Raw genomic sequence first — 18,141 nt, forward strand, 5'->3', positions numbered from 1 at the left:
ACCGGGGAACCATACGTCCCCCGGGTCACATTCCTTATCGGTTATTCTGATTCTGAGCCATTTGCTGTTCGGCGATTTCAATTGCCCGTTTTACCATGTTACCGGCATCGCGGGCACGAATGCCGCCCCAACCTTCATTTTTTACAGTGTCGTAAAAACCAAGGTCCTTAGCCAGCTCATATTTAAACTCATCTGACATAACTCCACGACGTCTGCCCAAACGAAACAACCCCTTTTTTTAGAGATGATAACGATTCGTGCACGTCACGATAAAATGTGACCGTTTTTATCTTTTGTTTAATGACAGTGAAAATATCGAGAGAATTAATGGAAACCAAAAAAAGGCAAAACAAAAAGCAGTAAACAAAAAGTTCACTGCCCGTTAAAATGCTACTGAACTTGCCGCGTCATCATTAAATGTCAGCTCAACAGTCTCAGTCAAAATATCAGCATAACTGTATGAAACTCTTTCAAACGAGTTCTCGTCTTGATCTAGTTGTATCACAAAAACAGCAGGGTACGTCTCAGCTAAAATGCCCGAGCGCTCAATCGTTTTTCGGCGGCCACCGTTTGCTTTTAACGTCAGCCTTTTACCTAAATTTCCATCAAGCGACCTTTTAATATCGGACAACGTCTTCGCCATTGCATCCACCTCACTACATTTATTGTACAACACGAGCCCATTTTTGTCAAATAAAATTTAAATTATATCAACGTTAATAAGACGTTGTCAACAAAATTATTTTGACAAAATTCTATGATTCCTCAAATATTTTCCGCAAGTTTCGGTAAATTATGTATCATTATGCAAAATAAAAACCCCGAATAAATCATCTATCCGGGGTTAATTGGACTTATAAGGCATTCCGACCCTCAGTACTCCTCTTGTTTCAATGCCTCCAAGTCCTTTCTCTCTTGTCAGTGTATTCCGAAGCACTTCCCATACATTGATTCGTTCCATAAAAGGCGTAAAGCTGATTTTGGCTACGATATATACAGGATCAAGAGCGTGAATGTTTACTCTTGAAGGAGAACTCGCGAAATTCGCCCCCGCTCTTATTAGTGATTCAAAGTGGGATTGGCAAGCCCCCGCAAAAATAACAAGCTGATCTAAGTGAGGGATTTTTTTTCGGGCTATATGAACTGTTTCGACAAAGTGTTTTGAATGTCTGTATGCGCTCAAATCATCAATGCCGCCCTTTTGCTTGGAGTATGCATCATGCCCGGTAATCACCAGGATGTCAGGTCGATATTTGTCGAGCAATTCTTCTATAGAAGCAGACATTTTCTTTTCGTGGCAATGAATGCCGTAAACCGGCACACCGATTTTTTTATAGACACTCAAGCATTTTTTCAAATACGCCTCATCACCGTCCATATGAAGCACCTTGCCCGGCATATGAAAATAATGCTCCTGATGCTGATACTGGCTTGTTGCATAGTACTCCTGTTTCTCTCTCAGCAGTTTATAATCCTGACGGAGCAACTCAAGTGATTCATTCATTCTGCTTTCATCTTTCTTTTTTCGCATCAGCTGCTCATCTTTTTGCACGGCCACCAAATCAGAAAAATACGCATCAGCAATCAGCCTGACTTCGTCACCATGCAAAATGGCGATTGAATTCCCTGTACTTGTTTGCTCTATCCCTATAATGCGAAACAAAACATCCATTTGATAGGATTTTCTGGCTACCATATCCCCTATTTGAAATTGCACGTTCCTCACTCCACACATAGACTAAGCCTCATCATGAAAGAAAGAGCCTTGAGAAAAGCGCCTTTTTTCGCTGAGTGCAAGTTTTTCTTATCATTGAATTTTAAGGTCCTTCTCTAGCCTATGTAGCGGCAGTCCATGTGGTGCGAAAACAAAAAGCCCTTTTAAAAAAGGGCTTTGTACAATCCGTTAGACAGCGCAGCGAACTCCTCAATAGACAAGGATTCACCTCGGCGCTTGCCGTCAATATTCGTTTCTTCCAGCACTTGCTCGATCGTTGGTTTTTTTGCTTTTCCATCAGGCAGATTGTTCACTAAGTTATTAAGCAATGTTTTACGGCGCTGAGCAAAACTCGCCTTAATTAACTGAAAGAAAAAGGCTTCGTTTTCTACATCCACTGCCGGGCCGTCGCGGCGAATCAGCCGAATGACTGCAGAATCTACATTAGGCTGAGGAACAAATACCGTTTTCGGAACGATCATCACCGTTTTGGCCTCTGTATAAAATTGCACAGCAATAGAAAGTGAACCGTATTCCTTAGATGAAGGATCAGCTGCCATACGTTCGGCCACTTCCTTTTGCAGCATAACGACAATCCCCTTCAGCGGAAGGTTTTCTTCAAGCAGCTTCATGATAATCGGCGTTGTCACATAATAAGGAAGGTTGGCTACAACCATCACCTCATCACAGTCCTTAAATTGCTCTTCAATGACCGATTTGACGTCAGCCTTAAGCACATCTTGATGAATGACAGTCACATTGTCATAAGGGGAGAGCGTGTCTTTAAGGATCGGCAATAAACGCTGATCAATTTCAAATGCCACGACCTTTTTCGCCCGCTTGGCAAGCTGTTCAGTCAAAGCCCCGATTCCCGGGCCGATTTCAATGACACCGGTTTTCTCTGTCACTTCGGCGTGGTCGACAATTCTGTCTAAAATGTTCGTATCGATTAAGAAATTCTGTCCCAAACTCTTTTTAAAAGAAAAACCGTATTTCTTCAGTATCTCTTTCGTTCTAATCGGTGTCGCAATATCTTTATTCATTCTGTTCCTCCCGCATGACGGTATCGAGCGCACTCATAAAATCACTTTTTTTAATTTGAAACATTTGCAGCCGTTTTTGAAGCTGTTTGCCATTTGTATATCCGATTTTCAGCAAATCACCAAGACGTTCACGGCGGCGCTTTGCTTCAGATCCGCCAATCAGCCCGGCGTGAATCAGGTCTTCCGCAGAAATTTCACTCGGCTGTGCTTCCATTTCTTCGTGAACGTTTTCTAAACATGCCCTGATGCTTTCAATCGATGCGTGCTCTACGCCAATTCCCCGTTTGTTCTTAGGTTTCGCAAGATGCTTTGGCAAAAATGCATGCTTACAGCCAGGTACAGCCTCGGAAATGGTTTTTCGTATTTTTTCTCCCGGAAAATCCGGATCCGTTAAGATAATGACTCCTCTGGTTTCCTGAGCCAAACGGATTTGTTCAATCACATGATCACCGATGGCTGAACCATTTGTTTCAATTGTATCTGCATCAACAGCCAATTTGATGCGGGCCGTATCGTCACGCCCCTCGACCACAATGATCTCTTTAATTTTCATTATTTCCTCCAAGACAAAATAAAAACTTTTGTATATTGATGAAACTTTTTCATATTTCGAGCGTCTAATAAGCAGAAAATACACTTCGTCTATTATAACGAAAAAAACAGAGGGCGCAAAACCCTCTGTATAGATAAGTATATATTAATTCAAGATTTTAATTTTAACTGTTTTATTTCCCCATCGGTAAGCCGATGATTTCTCAGGGAAAAAGACATCTATTTTATTGCCTTTAATCGCTGAGCCCGTATCAGCAGCAACGGCGTATCCATATCCTTCAACGTGGACTTTTGAGCCTAGCGGAATGACATTTGGATCTACTGCGATAACTTTTGCATTAGGATTATTTTTCAGATTAACGCCTGTAGCCGTATGTCCTGAACATCCGCTGCAGCTTGCCGTATAAGCCGTAGATGATACTGTCATGACTTTACCGGTTGATTCATTGCTCCGAGACACAACTGGTTTTGAAGCGCCAGAAGCACTGACCTTTTCAATCTTCGGACTGCTTTGCTTCGTGCCGATCGCAACCACTTTATCTTTGCTTTGCTCGGCTGTTTCTTCTTTTACAAGCTCTCTGGAAACTTCTTCGCCGTTTTCCTTTACGACTTCATAATGTTTTTTGAGCTTGCCTTCTTTTCCTTTTTGAACGACCTTTTCTTGCCCTTTTTCAAGAGAAGCGTCTTCTTGTTTTTTCACATCAAACGCTATTTTCTCTTCAACTACATCGGTGACCTTTTCGATACGAGTTATTGTAATATCAGCCTTTCCTTTCGTTAGCTTTTCGTCTAACGCAGGCTTGATTTTATCTTCGTCTTTTATGTTCATCTTTTGCTGTTTTAAAAAGTCAGCGACCGTAGTCGAAGTCGTCCAGATCTTCTTTTCTTTCCCTGCATCGTTCACAGTGACTTGGAACGCAGGTTCTATGTTAATTTTCATGTCTTTCGAAACTTCTGTATCTATTGCAGGATCAATTTGATCGTGTTCTTTCACATCAACATCTTGTTCGTCCAGTAATGCACCGACCGTTTTTGCTGTTGACCATAATGTCTTTTCTTCCCCGTTTAAAGTAAGCTTCACAGGTTTTGCAGCCTCATACACAACATTCATATCTGCTGTTATCTGTGTCTTTTTAGCAGGTGTGATCTTATCTTCGTCTCTTGTCTTTATATCGAGTGTTTCTAAAAGATCACCGACTGTTTTTGCATGTGTGCGTATATTTTTCTTTTTGCCGTTGATAGAAACTGAGACTGATTGTTTCGTCAGCTCATGAGCTGCGTACGCAGTCCCGCTTCCCGCCAGCAGCAAACAAGCAGCAACCAGAATGACTTTGCTTTTGCTAAGCTTTACGGAAAACAGCTTTTTCATTTTTTGTGTGATGAAAAACGCCTCCTTCTCCTCGGAGAGATTATATAGAGTATCTAAAAGGCTGTCAACCCTCCCTTCTCCTTCTCCTAAAAGCTCAGTGTCTTCTTCATTATCCTGAAACACACCGAGAAACGGAAGAAAGACTTGTCGACAAACCTATCCTATGAGGAGAAGAAAGCATGTAGAACTTTTATGGAAAAACGCCGGAACGGACAAGCTCTTACAAAACCCGCTAGCGTTTTTTGTCAGTTTATACGGAAAAGTCTTTTTGCATTTTCAGTCGTGATTGATGCAATTTCTTCAAAGGTTGTTCCTCTTAATTCAGCAATCTGCTCCGCCACATATTTTACATAGCTTGGCTCATTTCTTTTCCCTCGAAAAGGAGTTGGTGTAAGAAACGGACAGTCAGTTTCAATCAGCAGCCTATCATTCGGAATTTCCTTTACAACTTCCTTCGGTTTCTTCGCATTTTTGAAGGTGACAGGACCGCCAAATGACAAATAAAAATTCATCTTCATACATTCTCTTGCAACTTCGATACTGCCCGTAAAGCAATGCATGATGCCGCCGACTTCGTCTGCGCCTTCCTCTTTCAAAATGGCAACAACATCCTCTGTCGCATCACGGTTGTGAATAATAATAGGAAGATTGACCTCTTTCGCCAAGGCAATTTGTTTTCTGAATACTTCTTTTTGAACATCTTTAGGAGATTTATCCCAATGATAATCCAGGCCCATTTCTCCTATCGCTACCACTTTTTCATGAGCAGAAAGCTCTTTAATCCAAGCCAAATCTTCCTCTGTCATGTCAATGGCATCAACTGGGTGCCAGCCGATGGCAGCATAAATAAAATCATATTCCTCAATCATTTCCATCGCCCGGGTAATGGTCGGCCGGTCAAAACCGACGACTACAATACGGTCCACTTTTTCAGCTTTCGCCCGCTCAATAACCTCTTCTAGATCTGTATTGTATTGTTCTGCATTTAAATGCGCATGTGTGTCAAATAACATAAATGAAAAACTCCTTTCTTGTCGAAACACAAAAGGTGTTCGACGAATTGTTACACGTGAAACACCTTTTGTTTATCATTATTTAATTCTTGTGCCTTTCGGTAAGGACTGATCGATGGATACGACTTTTAATACGCCGTCTGCTTCTCCTGCAAGGATCATTCCTTGAGAAAGCTCTCCTCTCAGCTTAACCGGTTTTAGATTTGTTACACATACGAGTTTTGTTCCAATAAGCTGCTCAGGCTTATAATGTTTTGCAATGCCGGATACGACTTGGCGTTTCTCAAAGCCTAGATCAAGCTGGAGCTTCAGTAAGCGGTCTGCTTTTTTCACTGGCTCTGCTTCGATGACCTCTGCCACACGAAGTTCGACATTCATGAACTGATCGATCGTAATTTCAGGTAAACGGTCTACCTCTTGCGGCTCTTCTTCTTTTTTCTCTTCTTTAGCTGGAGCTGAGCCTTGCATTTTCCCTTTGATGTACGCAATTTCTTCTTCTGCCTCTAAACGCGGGAATAACGGTTCGCCTTTTTGCACTTTTGTATCTTTAAGCTGGCCGAAAGCTGTAATGCTTTCCCAGGCTTTTAAAGCATCATCCGTGATGCCCAGCTGCTCAAACATTTTTACCGGTGTTTTTGTCAGGAACGGCTGAAGCAGTACGGCTGAAATACGCAATGATTCAGCAAGGTGATACATAACCGACTGCAGTTCTTTTTCTTTTTCAGGATCTTTGGCAAGAACCCATGGAGCCGTTTCATCAATGTATTTATTTGTACGGCTGATCAACTGCCATAACGTTGAAAGAGCGACCGAGAATTCCATATTTTCCATTGCTTTTTCATATGATTTCACTGTTTCCTCAGCCACGGAAGAAAGCGTCTGGTCAAATTCCGTTACGGCACCTTTATAAGAACCGATTTGCCCGTCAAAATATTTATTGATCATAGCAACAGTACGATTCAAAAGGTTACCTAAATCATTCGCTAAGTCATAGTTAATCCGTTCAACAAAACCTTCCGGCGTGAAAACACCGTCAGATCCAAACGGCACTTCGCGAAGCAGGTAATAACGAAGCTCGTCTAAACCGTAGCGTTCGATGAGTGTGACTGGATCAACAACATTGCCTTTGGATTTCGACATTTTTCCGTCTTTCATCAAAAGCCAGCCATGCGCAAATACTTGCTTCGGCAGCGGAAGATCCAGAGCCATCAGCATAATCGGCCAATAAATGGTATGGAATCGCACAATTTCCTTACCAACTAAATGAACATCGGCAGGCCAATATTTTTGATATAGCTCATCATTTTCTGTATCATAACCGAGTGCTGTTAAATAGTTGAATAGTGCGTCGATCCAAACATACACAACATGTTTTGGATTTTCCGGCACCTTCACACCCCAGTCAAATGTGGTGCGTGAAACAGCTAAATCCTCAAGGCCGGGTTTGATGAAGTTGTTAATCATCTCGTTTTTACGTGACTCCGGCTGAATGAAGGTTGGGTTTTCTTCATAGAATTTTAAAAGACGGTCAGCATATTTCCCCATACGGAAGAAATAGGATTCCTCTTTGATCAATTCAACAGGGTGCCCGCTGTCAGGGCTTTTCCCGCCAATAACCTCACCCTTTTCATTTCGTTCAATATCCACAAGCTGAGTTTCCGTATAGAATGTTTCATCAGGGATACTGTACCAGCCCTCGTATTCATCAAGATAGATGTCCCCGTTATCAAGAAGCTTTTGAAACACCTTTTCTATGACGACTTTATGCCGTTTTTCAGTTGTGCGGATAAAGTCATCATTTGAGATTTCAAGCTGTTTCCACAGTTTCTGAATATCTGCCGCTGCGCGATCCACATACTCCTGAGGCGTAATGTTTTCCTGTTCAGCTTTTTGCTGAATCTTCTGCCCATGCTCGTCCGTTCCCGTTAAATAGCGAACATCAAAGCCTTTTAATCGTTTGTAGCGAGCCATTGCGTCACCCGCGACTGTCGTATACGCATGGCCGATATGTAATTTTCCGCTCGGATAATAAATCGGTGTTGTAATGTAAAATGTATTGTTTTCTTGCGGCATCTTGAAACCTCCCAATCAGAATGTCAAAAAGCTCCCGCCCAAAGGACGAGAGCGGCGATAAGTGCAAATCATATATGATTACCTATTTTTATATTTATCCTTTATCTATGATACCATCTTAGCCTTTAAGATCAAGGATATATACGTATGCCCCTAAAAAGAATAATTAAAATTAAAAATGTTTAATGAAAATAAAAAAAGTCTGTTCATGTCGAATTTTGTCGTATATAATCTTACGGTATAAAAAACCTTGGTTCGAAAGTCTTGATTTAAAAGGATTTTTCATAGGATAATAGCTTTATTAGAAAATTATAAAATGCTGTTATTCCGGTATTTTCAAAGCCATTACTGACTATAAGAACTAAATCTTACAATCAATAGTAAACAAAAGGATTGACGATTATTGGAAACCTTGTTATGCTATGAAGGTAAGGATTTTGTCGAATAATGACGAAGAAAAATATAATTTAAACAATAATTATCTCTTGGGAGGAGAATGTTTATGAAATCTACTGGTATTGTACGTAAAGTTGATGAATTAGGACGTGTAGTGATTCCTATCGAATTGCGTCGTACTCTTGGAATCGCAGAAAAAGATGCTCTTGAAATTTATGTTGATGATGAAAAAATCATCCTTAAAAAATATAAACCAAACATGACTTGCCAAGTAACTGGTGAAGTTTCTGACGATAACCTTAAACTTGCTGGCGGCAAATTGGTACTAAGCAAAGAAGGCGCTGAGCAAATCATCAGCGAAATCCAAAACCAGCTTCAAAACCTTAAATAATCATTTTTTACACAAAAAACGTTCTTGTTATGACACAAGAACGTTTTTTTATTGCTGAATATGGTATGCATCATACATTTCACGTTTTGGGACGTTACGATCTACAGCCGCTTTTTTAATGGCTTCTTTTGATGTCGCTCCCTTTGAGATGTAATGCTCGATATGTTCTTTTGCAGATAGGTTCTCCCACCAATGTGTTTCTTCATCTGCTTCCTCAGCTTTATTGCCTTCGACCACAAGACAAAACTCACCGCGGATCTGATCCTCATTTGCCCAGTCTATCACTTCGGATATTGTTCCTCTTATAAACTCTTCATATTTCTTAGTAAGTTCACGCGTCACCGCAATGTCCCGATCTCCTAATATGTCTAACATCACAGACAGGGTTTCCTTCAATCGGTGAGGTGCTTCATAAAAAATAATCGTTTCTTGCCGTTTTTTGAGGACATCGAGTTCTTTCTTCTTTTCTTTTTTCTGCCTGTTGAGAAATCCGTAGAAAAAGAAAGGCTGCGGTACAATTCCTGAAGCGATCAGCGCTGTTAATGCGGCATTGGCCCCCGGCAGAGGAACAACATAACCGCCCATTTCCGTAAAGTCCTTGACGATTTCCGCTCCAGGATCAGAAATTGTCGGCAGTCCGGCGTCACTGACCAGCGCTATGTTTTTCCCGGACTTCAGCCATTCAATGATTTTGTGGCCGCTGCTTTCTTTATTGTGTTCGTGATAACTGACAAGCGGTGTTTCAATTTCATATACATGGCAAAGCTTTTTTGTTTGCCTCGTATCTTCTGCAGCGATCGCATCCACTGATTTCAGCGTTTCGATCGCACGAAATGTCATATCCTCTAGATTTCCGATAGGTGTCGGAACCAAATAAAGAATCCCCATATCCGACTTTCCATTAAAGCTCATCTGGCGCCTTAACATATACAGCCTCCTTGCTGTTCCGTTTTTCTTCTATATAAAGCTCTTTTTTTCTGCGGGTCAGTTTTTTAAAGTAATATTCTGCCTGCATGGCTTCCCGCTTCGTTGCAAATGCCTCAGCAAAAATTAAATCAACCGGGCGTCTTGCTTTTGTATACTTTGCGCCCTTTCCATCGTTGTGAGTTTTCAGCCGTTTCTGCAGATCGTTGGTATACCCTGCATACCAGCTGTTGTCTTTGCACTGTACAACATAAAAGAAATGGTTATTTGTCTCCATATAAAATGGTCCTGATTTCTTTTGTATATTCATTTTGTTCGTTATACACGAACAGCGGAGGAAGTATTTTCAAATCTGGGCGCCCGCCTTTTATGCCTTCAACCAAAATGGTATTGGCTTCCTTCCCTTGTTTCGGATAGACAAACTGAACACGCTTCGGCTCAATTTGATAAGCCTTCATCAATTCAAAAATTTCGAGAAGCCGGCCCGGCCGGTGAACAAGCGCTGCCTTTCCTCCTTGCTTTAGCAATTTACTGCTGACTGAAATAACATCTTCCAATGTACAGTGAATTTCATGTCTTGCGATACGGAGATGTTCATTCAAATTTTGTTCAGCCTGTTTCGGTGTTTTAAAATAAGGCGGGTTGCAGGTAACAACATCATATCTATTATGCCCCAGCTTATCAGGCATGTTTTTCAGATCATCATGTATGATTTGAATTTGATCCTCCAGTTTGTTATATTCCACACTGCGGACAGCCATATCATGCAATCTTTCTTGAATTTCAACACCAAGGATATCTGCTTTTGACCTTGTACTCAGCAGCAGCGGCACAATGCCGTTGCCGGTGCACAAATCAACAATTTTTCCTTTTTGAATCGGAACATACGCAAATTTGGAGAGAAGCACAGCGTCCAATGAAAAAGCAAACACCGTTGGACTTTGTATGATCTTCATATCCTCTGCCAGCAAATAATCTAATCTTTCATCGTCATGTAATGAAACCATTTTCTTATCCTTTCCAGCACCTTTGAAAAAGGCTTCCGTCTGATGCGGAAGCCTTTTTCCTTATTTTTTATTTAAGAATGACAGGCAGAAAAGACAATCTTCTTTTCTGACGCTTCCATAGTGGACGTTACAGATATGGAATCCTTCCTGATACAGACGTGCCAGATTATCATATCCTTCCCCTATATCAGCTTGCTCTGTCTTCTGTGTTTTTGATTCTTTTTTATCAGCTTTAAACTTTTCAATCTGCTGCGTCGTATCGTCCAGCCGTTTACGCAAATGCTTATTTTCAAGCTGTAAATGATGATTTTCTTCAATCATCTCACCGATATGCTGCTTTAAATCCCCCAGCTGCCGGTAAAGCGAGCCGATTTGTTCTTCTAAGTTAATGACGGTATCAAATAACTCTTTTTTATCCAAGGTTCCACACCTCGTTAATCTGTGGTTTGTGCGGATACGACGCCCTCTTCCAAGAGCTCTTCCCAAGTATATTCTATCACTTTTTCACGGTTCATCAGTTCCACCTGAAGTACCCGTTCCAGAATATTCAGCCCGACGACTTTTGCAGGCCCGTTTGCTGTCGTAATCATTTCCCCTATATCCGGAAGCTGTTCCTTTGCAGTCTCATACTCATCGTTTTCGTATTTCAGACAGCACATCAGACGTCCGCAAAGACCAGAAATCTTTGTTGGATTTAAGGATAGGTTCTGATCCTTCGCCATCTTAATGGACACAGGTTCAAAATCTCCGAGGAATGTTGAACAGCAAAGCATTCTGCCGCAAGGGCCGATTCCTCCGAGCATTTTTGCCTCATCTCTCACCCCAATCTGGCGAAGCTCAATCCTTGTTTTAAAGATGGAGGCTAAATCCTTTACAAGTTCTCTGAAGTCTACTCGGCCGTCAGCAGTGAAGTAAAAAATCACTTTATTACGGTCGAACGTAAACTCCACATCGACCAGCTTCATATCCAAGCCGTGATCTATCACTTTCTTTTGGCATATTTCAAATGCTGATAAAGCTTCTTGTTTATTTTCTTCTACAATGAGAAGGTCGCGCTCGTCAGCCACGCGTATCACTTTACGGAGCGGAAGCACAACATCATGCTCATCCACCTGTTTATTCGCGACAACAACCTGGCCGTACTCAACGCCTCTGACAGTTTCTACAATTACGCAGCTGTCTTGTTCTATATGAAATCCATTCGGATCGAAATAATATATTTTACCCGCTTTTTTAAAGCGGACGCCAATTACATTGTACAAGCTTATCCCTCCTGCAACATTAACACCAAGTGCTCCATTAATCCCTGCACATTCACATTGGAATGAAGCCGTTTCTTTGCTTCTAAAACAGCAAGTATCTGGTTCGTAACGCTTTGTTGTGTTGATTGTAGCGCATGCTGTTTTATTGATTGGAATAAGTCTTGATAAATCAATTTATCTTCATTTCCTATTTGGATGGACAACACATCGCGATATATCAATAAGAGCATATCAAGACCCATTTCTTGATGGGTTTTTTCTTTGAAAAAGGGCATCCATTGATCTTGAATAAAGAAAAAGGCATGTCCTTTCCGCTGGTGTAAGACTTCATACAATTTTATCACTTTCGCTCTAGACTCTGCAAACTCATCATTTCGACTTAATTCGACTGCTTCTGCTACATTGTTGGTCATGTTCGCCAGGAGTCTCGCCATATGAGGCGAGACGTCCTGTTCTATCAGTCGGTCTTCAATTGCTTTGGGCTGCAAAGGCTGAAAAGGAAGGGTTTGGCATCTTGAAATGATGGTATCCAATAACCTTTGAGGCTGCTCAGTGATAAGGATGGCCATTGTGTCTCTGTTCGGTTCCTCTAAAAACTTCAGCAGGCTGTTTGCCGCATTAGCCGTCATTTGATCTGCATGGGATATGATGTACAGCTTTTTATGCGATTCAAGCCCAGTTTTAGAAAACTCCTCTTGCAACGCTTGAATTTGCGCCTTTTTAATCGATAACCCATCAGGCTGGACCAGATGGAGATCAGGGTGGTTCCCCGACTCAATCCGCTTACAATTTCTGCAGTTCTCACAAGGCTCTGCTCCGTCTTCCAGACAAAAAAAGCTTTTCGCAAGAAGCATTGCGGCCTCCAGCTTGCCTGTTCCTTTTTTGCCCTCAAATAAATAAGCGTGTGATAGTCTGTCCTTCTCAATACTATTATATAAAAGCTTCATTACTCTGGGCTGAAGCTCGGTCATTTCCTTCCAGGATATTGCCATTGTATCACTCTCTATGTGTAAAGGTTAATCAATAAACCTTTTATTTCGCCAATACGCTCCAGCAAATCAATTGCCGGTTTTTCCTGATCCATCATCTCTTCAGTAAGCTTTATCAATTTCTCGTCTATTTCTTTCACAAGTCCCAGCGTTCTGCTGTTTCCGTAAAGATCAAAGCTTTTCGACGTTTCATGTGAAAGGCCGCTGTCAACAGCTTCTTTGACAAAACGTTTCACAAGCCCTTTAAATCTTGCCAAGTCTTTAAAATTCCGTGATTTCGTCAGTCTTTTCCCAAATGCTTCTATGTCCGTTAACATCCTGGTCAGCTGATCAAACTTCAATTTGCTGCTTTGGTTCTCCATTGATGTTTTAAAAGATGCTGAAATCTCAGCTGTTTTCATAGAAGGAAGCTGCTGTTTATCTATAAATGTGCGTATATCTTTATTAATTTTCACAGTTTCAAATCCTTAAAATTGATGAAATTCATCGACTGGAAGGACAAACACTGTCGCTCCGCCAACTTCAACTTCGACTGGATAAGGGACATATGAATCAGCATTTCCGCCCATTGGAGATACAGGAGCAATCATCTGATCACGTTTCTGTCCGTTTTCTTTAATGAGGCTCAATGCTTTATCGACGCGTATATCCTCGACACCTATCATAAACGTTGTATTGCCTGATTTAAGAAATCCTCCCGTCGTCGCAAGCTTTGTGACTCTAAAGTTGTGATCTGTTAAAGTTTTCAAAAGTCTGTTGCTGTCCTGATCTTGTACAACTGCCACTATTAATTTCATCTGTAAAGGCCTCCTTTAGATTGGAAACAACAATGATCTCGTTTACATTATTATATCAACTAATGAGAAACAGGTCACAATTGAATTTTTTTCAACGCTTCATTGATAACCTTTAGAACGTCCTGAACAACGAGGTCTTTCGATTGTGCTGCATCAACTGAATGAAATCTTTCTGGAAAACGCTTCATCAGCTCCCGATAACCTTCCTGAACCTTTGTATGGAAGCTCAACTTTTCCAGATCGAGCCGGTTTTTCTCCCGAGAGCCGTTCGCATCAATACGCTTCAGGCCCTCTTCCGGATCAATTGAAAAATAAATTGTGACATGAGGCATCATATCTCCAATGGCGAATTGGTTAATCGAAAGAACCTCATCAATACCAAGGCCTCTTGCATATCCTTGGTATGCGAGTGAACTGTCTATGAATCTGTCACAAAGTACAATATGCCCCTGCTCTAAAGCAGGTGTTACTTTTTCAACTAAATGCTGACGTCTTGCAGCTGCATATAAGAGAGCTTCTGTTTTCGGATCCATTAACGTGTTGTTTTCGTTTAGAATAACTTCTCGAATTTGTTCTGCGATATCTATGCCGCCTGGTTCCCGTGTTGCTGTAACCTGAAGGCCTTCTGCTGCCAGTATCTTTTTTATTTCCTGCAATACAGTCGTTTTTCCCGCGCCTTCAGGACCTTCAAATGTAATAAATAAACCGCTCATGATTTCTCCTCTTCTATATAAACAAGTAATTGCTTCTCATTGATTTTCATATTCCCTTGAACATGCGTTTTCATGCTGATCAAGCGGCTGAGCTTTTGCACGCTTTCCCTTGTGATTCTTTCGCCTGCCATAATCATCGGAATTCCCGGCGGATAAGGTATAACATCCTCTGCATTCAGCCGGCCTGCCGCTTTATCAAAACTCACATATTCTTTCTGTAACGTGTTTAAAACCTTTTTCGGATAAGGCATTACAGTAATAGGCTGTGCTTCCCATTCTGCAGGAACATTCATCTGGTCAGATGGAGTCTTTTCGATCTCTTGATCAATTTTCTTAATCGTTTCAGCAGTAATTCTCCTTTTTCCTCCCAAAGGAAGAACAAGCAACACCTGATTTTCATCGGCAAGCTCTGTGAATATGTTGACACGCTCTAATATTTTTTGCAGTGTAAAACCTGAATGGCCGCATTTGGAACGAATGGTGAGCTTCAGCGGATCCGTTGTAATCCGTTGATTGGCCGGTTCAACCGGTGCAGCATATGCAAGTGAATCAAACGTTTGTTTAATCGATTGAATATGCTGCAAAACGTCAGAAAGCTTTTGTTCCTCTATCATATGCTGCACATAAGCGCGGGCAAGATCCAATGAAGCCATTATCGGATAAGACGGGCTGCTGCTTTGTAAACGATTCAAGTAATCCGCTACCCGGTTCCGTTCAATCTTGTTGCTATTGAGGTGCAAATAAGACCCCATCGTCATGGCAGGCAGCGTTTTATGCGCCGACTGAACAACAATATCTGCTCCCATTTGCAACGCTGAAGCCGGGAAAGGCTCCCCTAAAACAAAGTGCGCGCCATGCGCTTCATCCACCAGCACAGGAATCCCGTATTGATGGGCCTCTGAAATGATTTCAGTCAAATCCGCGCTATGTCCATAGTATGTGGGATTGGTCAGCACCAACCCCTTCGCATTTGGATATGCCTTTAAAGCTTCTTTTATCGTATCAAGCGGAACATGCGTAGGCACATGCATTATTTCATCAATGTCAGGTGCAAGATAAACCGGCTCAGCTCCAGCCAAATCAACAGCATGAAAGACAGATTTATGGCAGTTTCTTTGGATCAGGATCGTATCTCCAGGATCACAAACTGATAAAATCATCGCTAAGTTTCCGACAGTCGTGCCGTTCACAAGAAAAAAACTTTCTGCCGATCCATACAATTGGCTGACAAGATCTTGGGCTTCCTTAATCACACCTGAAGGATGATGCAAATCATCAAGCCCGGATAGTTCAGTCAGGTCAATTGTAAGAAGCGGGTTGTATATGGTCTTAGCCTCATCAAAAAAGACATCTCCATTGTGATGTCCCGGAACGTGAAATGAATGAGAATTCCTTCTCGCATGTTGAATCAGTGCATGATATAAAGGTGTGTTCATTAAAACAATCCCTTGAATGTGTATTCTTACTCTTTATTATATCGTTCCTATGACAGAACTTAAAGCTAAGACTTACTGGTAAACTACCTTTCCTTTATCGCGAGCAGCTTTTGCTTCAAATCGCCTTCCATCATCATGAGCTCTTCTTCAGCCTGTCTGCGTTTGAGCCGCCCTTCTTCTTGAATCGTCAGCGTTTCTTCAAGCGTACTGATTAAGCTTTCCTGCACCTTCTTTAAAGTATCAATATCAACAATGCCTCGTTCGTTGGCTTTCACTGTTTCAATTGTATTCGTTTTTAAAAGCTCCGCGTTTTTTAGCAAAAGTTCATTTGTTGTATCGGATACTTTTTGCTGTGCATCCACAGCGTTTCGCTGCCGTAAAAGTGTCAATGCAATCGCTACTTGGTTTTTCCAAAGCGGGATTGCAGTTACAATGGATGACTGGATTTTTTCAGCCAATGCCTGATTCGTATTTTGAATTAACCTGATTTGCGGAGCGCTTTGTATGGTAATTTGCCTGCTCAAGAGCAAATCGTGAACTCTTTTATCCAGTCGGTCAGCAAATTGGATCAAATCGTTTACTTCTTGAACGGCCATTTGATTATGTTCATTTGACTCGGCCTGTCGTTTCAGTTCAGGAATTGTTTTCGTTCTTAATTCATCCAGCTTTAATTCACCAGCAGCAATATAAACATTCAGTGCAGAAAAATATTCTTTGTTTTTATCATATAACTGCTCTAACAGCTTATTATCACTGAGTAATGCATTTTTTGAATGCTCAAGTTTTAAACTGATTCTGTCTATCTGCACGCTGGTCTTTTGATACTTTGACAGTACCTCCTGAAGAGAATGAGACACTTTCCCAAACATGCGTGCCAAAAAACCTTTTTTCTTAGACTGCAGTTCATCTGGATTTACTTGCTCCAGCTTTTTCATCAGCTCACCAAGGATTTCACCGATTTCACCGACGTCCTTCTTTTGAACATGATCAATCATCGTATGAGAAAAATTCAGCAGCTTAGACTGAGCTTGTGAACCGTATAAGACAATACTGTTCATATTGTTATGATCAATCTGTTCAGCCAGCTGGTATGCTTTTTCTTTGTTTTCTTCGGGCAGAACATCGACAAGCCGCACTGGCTGCTTCCCTGATTCGACAGCCTCCCCCTTTGGTATTTCGATATCCCCAAAAGGGTCTGCCAACAACCCGTCTATTTGAAGTTCGCTTCGATCTTTGTTCACCGTCCTTGCCCCTTCCGTTATTTTTTCAAAGAATGCTTCGCTGCATCTAATTCAAATTGCAGTTCACCAATTTCGTCGCCCATTAATTGAGTTAAATCTTCTTCTAAACGCTTCGTCAATTCAGCAAGTGTGATACGCACTTCACTCAACGACATCGAAAGCTCTTTGTTTTTTTTCGGATGAGAAGAAAGAAAAGCATATTTCTCTGTCAGTTCCACAACAGAATCTAGAGTCTGATAAAAGAAACGCTCAGCACGATAAAACCGTTTTGGCTCTTTTTTGGTTAATATATAGATCCTTCTGACAAGTCTAAGCATCTCTGCATTGTGCTTAAACATCTGGATACTTTTCGCCTGAAATAAAGCTTTTCTAAGACGGATTATTTTTTGTCTTGCTTCCTCAAGATTTTTCTTGATATACGCATATTCTCTTCCCGTCAGTTCATGTTTTTTAAGAAATAACCGTCTTGAATTCCACAAACCCGCTGTGTATACGAGAGCTGCTGATGAGACGCCATATACACAAGATAAAAAAAGTGATTGGTTAAAACCAAAAAAACTCAATAATCCTATGAAAACAAAAGTCGCACTGCTTGTGAAACTCCATATCAAAAATTGAAGAAATCTATGCATCACTTCATCGACTCCTGTGAGTATTTCATATTTAACATTATTATCTACTACGTTTAGTCCCTAAACAAGTTTCATGTTCTTTTATCGTATCCACTGCTTTATATAAAGTGAAAAATGGTACAAAAAAAGACCTTCTCAGGTCTAAGAATATAATGGCGGTGTATGAATGCTCTTTAGTTTTTTGACATAAAAGGCATAGTCAGGATCGGAAGTTGCTGTAGAAATTACTTTTCTCTCACAATCTAAGCATATGAATTTTGTATAAAGATGAATCCCTCTGCTTTTCTCTTGTTCGCAAATAATACATGTTTGATGGTGTTTAACCGTTTCGTCCATCGTCCCCACCTCCGTACAATTAGCCTTTCCTGAAACCTGTTATTGTATACATTATTTAGATCTTTTGGAATCTTGAGATCAGTATATGGGCTATATAAGCTGTCGGTGTTTGTATTGTTTTGATTTCACGTGTACTTGGACAAACAAAAAACCCAGCTCAATGAGCTGGGTTTTACCCTTGCTTGGCGGCGTCCTACTCTCACAGGGGGAAACCCCCGACTACCATCGGCGCTGAAGAGCTTAACTTCCGTGT

22 protein-coding genes and 1 rRNA gene are annotated in these 18,141 nt (G+C 41.2%); 1 reads left to right on the forward strand and 22 read right to left on the reverse strand.

All coding sequences use genetic code 11. The features are described from left to right. Window positions 1-34 precede the first annotated feature (34 nt). The 8 genes from MTN95_RS20430 to metG form a co-directional block, all read right to left on the reverse strand. Window positions 35-220 carry a small, acid-soluble spore protein, alpha/beta type gene (locus MTN95_RS20430; RefSeq protein ID WP_010332697.1) on the reverse strand — a complete coding sequence of 62 codons (186 nt, stop codon included), beginning with the start codon at window positions 218-220 and terminating at the stop codon, window positions 35-37. A 162-nt stretch (window positions 221-382) separates the two neighbouring features. Next, on the reverse strand, window positions 383-643 hold the full coding sequence (gene veg, locus MTN95_RS20435) for a biofilm formation stimulator Veg (protein WP_024123616.1): 261 nt from the start codon (window positions 641-643) through the stop codon (window positions 383-385). A 201-nt stretch (window positions 644-844) separates the two neighbouring features. After that, window positions 845-1,717, reverse strand: a complete 873-nt coding sequence (gene prtG, locus MTN95_RS20440) for a sporulation-specific protease PrtG (protein WP_105962171.1) — start codon at window positions 1,715-1,717, stop codon at window positions 845-847. 161 nt (window positions 1,718-1,878) lie between these two features. Then, window positions 1,879-2,757 (reverse strand): 16S rRNA (adenine(1518)-N(6)/adenine(1519)-N(6))-dimethyltransferase RsmA, encoded by an 879-nt coding sequence (gene rsmA, locus MTN95_RS20445; RefSeq protein WP_024123614.1) that lies wholly within the window; start codon window positions 2,755-2,757, stop codon window positions 1,879-1,881. After that, window positions 2,750-3,310 (reverse strand): ribonuclease M5, encoded by a 561-nt coding sequence (rnmV, locus tag MTN95_RS20450; RefSeq protein ID WP_044153503.1) that lies wholly within the window; start codon window positions 3,308-3,310, stop codon window positions 2,750-2,752. Before rnmV ends, rsmA begins: the two co-directional genes overlap by 8 nt. A gap of 144 nt (window positions 3,311-3,454) precedes the next feature. Continuing rightward, window positions 3,455-4,678 carry a G5 and 3D domain-containing protein gene (locus MTN95_RS20455; RefSeq protein WP_207203592.1) on the reverse strand — a complete coding sequence of 408 codons (1,224 nt, stop codon included), beginning with the start codon at window positions 4,676-4,678 and terminating at the stop codon, window positions 3,455-3,457. Between the two features lie 245 nt (window positions 4,679-4,923). Further along, window positions 4,924-5,691, reverse strand: a complete 768-nt coding sequence (locus MTN95_RS20460; protein WP_069487699.1) for a TatD family hydrolase — start codon at window positions 5,689-5,691, stop codon at window positions 4,924-4,926. Window positions 5,692-5,769: 78 nt separating this feature from the next. Next, window positions 5,770-7,764, reverse strand: a complete 1,995-nt coding sequence (metG, locus tag MTN95_RS20465) for a methionine--tRNA ligase (protein ID WP_105992097.1) — start codon at window positions 7,762-7,764, stop codon at window positions 5,770-5,772. A gap of 496 nt (window positions 7,765-8,260) precedes the next feature. On the opposite strand from metG, the gene abrB reads away from it, so the two are divergent. After that, window positions 8,261-8,551: a transition state genes transcriptional regulator AbrB gene (gene abrB, locus MTN95_RS20470; protein WP_003226760.1), complete on the forward strand. Its 291-nt coding sequence runs from the start codon at window positions 8,261-8,263 to the stop codon at window positions 8,549-8,551. A gap of 48 nt (window positions 8,552-8,599) precedes the next feature. On the opposite strand, the gene rsmI is transcribed toward abrB, so the two are convergent. The 14 genes from rsmI to rrf form a co-directional block, all read right to left on the reverse strand. Continuing rightward, window positions 8,600-9,478: a 16S rRNA (cytidine(1402)-2'-O)-methyltransferase gene (rsmI, locus tag MTN95_RS20475; protein WP_103672539.1), complete on the reverse strand. Its 879-nt coding sequence runs from the start codon at window positions 9,476-9,478 to the stop codon at window positions 8,600-8,602. Continuing rightward, window positions 9,453-9,752, reverse strand: a complete 300-nt coding sequence (locus MTN95_RS20480; protein WP_010332689.1) for a GIY-YIG nuclease family protein — start codon at window positions 9,750-9,752, stop codon at window positions 9,453-9,455. The genes rsmI and MTN95_RS20480 overlap by 26 nt, the downstream gene beginning before the upstream one ends. Beyond that, on the reverse strand, window positions 9,739-10,482 hold the full coding sequence (locus MTN95_RS20485; protein WP_248339820.1) for a tRNA1(Val) (adenine(37)-N6)-methyltransferase: 744 nt from the start codon (window positions 10,480-10,482) through the stop codon (window positions 9,739-9,741). Before MTN95_RS20485 ends, MTN95_RS20480 begins: the two co-directional genes overlap by 14 nt. Window positions 10,483-10,542: 60 nt before the next feature. After that, complete coding sequence (yabA, locus tag MTN95_RS20490; protein ID WP_010332687.1) at window positions 10,543-10,902, reverse strand: replication initiation-control protein YabA; 360 nt, start codon at window positions 10,900-10,902, stop codon at window positions 10,543-10,545. Between the two features lie 14 nt (window positions 10,903-10,916). Then, window positions 10,917-11,744 carry a competence/sporulation regulator complex protein RicT gene (gene ricT / locus MTN95_RS20495; RefSeq protein ID WP_010332686.1) on the reverse strand — a complete coding sequence of 276 codons (828 nt, stop codon included), beginning with the start codon at window positions 11,742-11,744 and terminating at the stop codon, window positions 10,917-10,919. A gap of 2 nt (window positions 11,745-11,746) precedes the next feature. Beyond that, entirely contained in the window at window positions 11,747-12,736 is a 990-nt protein-coding gene (gene holB / locus MTN95_RS20500) for a DNA polymerase III subunit delta' (RefSeq protein ID WP_044153513.1), read from the reverse strand. Window positions 12,737-12,747: 11 nt separating this feature from the next. After that, the gene (locus MTN95_RS20505) at window positions 12,748-13,188 is read right to left on the reverse strand and encodes a YaaR family protein (RefSeq protein WP_248339823.1); all 441 of its coding nucleotides are present in this window, start codon (window positions 13,186-13,188) and stop codon (window positions 12,748-12,750) included. Window positions 13,189-13,200: 12 nt separating this feature from the next. Beyond that, window positions 13,201-13,530 (reverse strand): cyclic di-AMP receptor DarA, encoded by a 330-nt coding sequence (darA, locus tag MTN95_RS20510; protein WP_003218295.1) that lies wholly within the window; start codon window positions 13,528-13,530, stop codon window positions 13,201-13,203. Window positions 13,531-13,604: 74 nt separating this feature from the next. After that, on the reverse strand, window positions 13,605-14,243 hold the full coding sequence (tmk, locus tag MTN95_RS20515) for a dTMP kinase (protein ID WP_024123605.1): 639 nt from the start codon (window positions 14,241-14,243) through the stop codon (window positions 13,605-13,607). Next, window positions 14,240-15,679, reverse strand: coding sequence for an aminotransferase class I/II-fold pyridoxal phosphate-dependent enzyme (locus tag MTN95_RS20520; protein WP_202853864.1), 1,440 nt, complete (start codon window positions 15,677-15,679; stop codon window positions 14,240-14,242). The genes tmk and MTN95_RS20520 overlap by 4 nt, the downstream gene beginning before the upstream one ends. Before the next feature lie 83 nt (window positions 15,680-15,762). Beyond that, a complete protein-coding gene (locus tag MTN95_RS20525; protein WP_105955708.1) occupies window positions 15,763-16,920 on the reverse strand; it encodes a toxic anion resistance protein in 1,158 nt (385 codons plus the stop codon). Between the two features lie 17 nt (window positions 16,921-16,937). Then, the gene (locus MTN95_RS20530) at window positions 16,938-17,552 is read right to left on the reverse strand and encodes a 5-bromo-4-chloroindolyl phosphate hydrolysis family protein (RefSeq protein WP_202853866.1); all 615 of its coding nucleotides are present in this window, start codon (window positions 17,550-17,552) and stop codon (window positions 16,938-16,940) included. A gap of 141 nt (window positions 17,553-17,693) precedes the next feature. After that, window positions 17,694-17,888, reverse strand: coding sequence for a sigma factor G inhibitor Gin (locus MTN95_RS20535; RefSeq protein WP_024123601.1), 195 nt, complete (start codon window positions 17,886-17,888; stop codon window positions 17,694-17,696). A 180-nt stretch (window positions 17,889-18,068) separates the two neighbouring features. Further along, a 5S ribosomal RNA gene (gene rrf / locus MTN95_RS21735) occupies window positions 18,069-18,141 on the reverse strand; the annotation flags it as partial.

It is taken from the genome of Bacillus sp. 2CMS4F (assembly GCF_023161785.1).
Taxonomy (GTDB): Bacteria; Bacillota; Bacilli; order Bacillales; family Bacillaceae; genus Bacillus; species Bacillus halotolerans.

Coding starts and splice junctions, on each gene's coding strand:
- veg (WP_024123616.1), bottom strand. CDS start 643: ATGGCGAAGACGTTGTCCGATATTAAAAGGTCGCTTGATGGAAATTTA.
- rsmA (WP_024123614.1), bottom strand. CDS start 2,757: ATGAATAAAGATATTGCGACACCGATTAGAACGAAAGAGATACTGAAG.
- rnmV (WP_044153503.1), bottom strand. CDS start 3,310: ATGAAAATTAAAGAGATCATTGTGGTCGAGGGGCGTGACGATACGGCC.
- MTN95_RS20455 (WP_207203592.1), bottom strand. CDS start 4,678: ATGAAAAAGCTGTTTTCCGTAAAGCTTAGCAAAAGCAAAGTCATTCTG.
- MTN95_RS20460 (WP_069487699.1), bottom strand. CDS start 5,691: ATGTTATTTGACACACATGCGCATTTAAATGCAGAACAATACAATACA.
- metG (WP_105992097.1), bottom strand. CDS start 7,764: ATGCCGCAAGAAAACAATACATTTTACATTACAACACCGATTTATTAT.
- abrB (WP_003226760.1), top strand. CDS start 8,261: ATGTTTATGAAATCTACTGGTATTGTACGTAAAGTTGATGAATTAGGA.
- rsmI (WP_103672539.1), bottom strand. CDS start 9,478: ATGTTAAGGCGCCAGATGAGCTTTAATGGAAAGTCGGATATGGGGATT.
- MTN95_RS20480 (WP_010332689.1), bottom strand. CDS start 9,752: ATGGAGACAAATAACCATTTCTTTTATGTTGTACAGTGCAAAGACAAC.
- MTN95_RS20485 (WP_248339820.1), bottom strand. CDS start 10,482: ATGGTTTCATTACATGACGATGAAAGATTAGATTATTTGCTGGCAGAG.
- holB (WP_044153513.1), bottom strand. CDS start 12,736: ATGGCAATATCCTGGAAGGAAATGACCGAGCTTCAGCCCAGAGTAATG.
- darA (WP_003218295.1), bottom strand. CDS start 13,530: ATGAAATTAATAGTGGCAGTTGTACAAGATCAGGACAGCAACAGACTT.
- tmk (WP_024123605.1), bottom strand. CDS start 14,243: ATGAGCGGTTTATTTATTACATTTGAAGGTCCTGAAGGCGCGGGAAAA.
- MTN95_RS20520 (WP_202853864.1), bottom strand. CDS start 15,679: ATGAACACACCTTTATATCATGCACTGATTCAACATGCGAGAAGGAAT.
- MTN95_RS20530 (WP_202853866.1), bottom strand. CDS start 17,552: ATGCATAGATTTCTTCAATTTTTGATATGGAGTTTCACAAGCAGTGCG.
- MTN95_RS20535 (WP_024123601.1), bottom strand. CDS start 17,888: ATGGACGAAACGGTTAAACACCATCAAACATGTATTATTTGCGAACAA.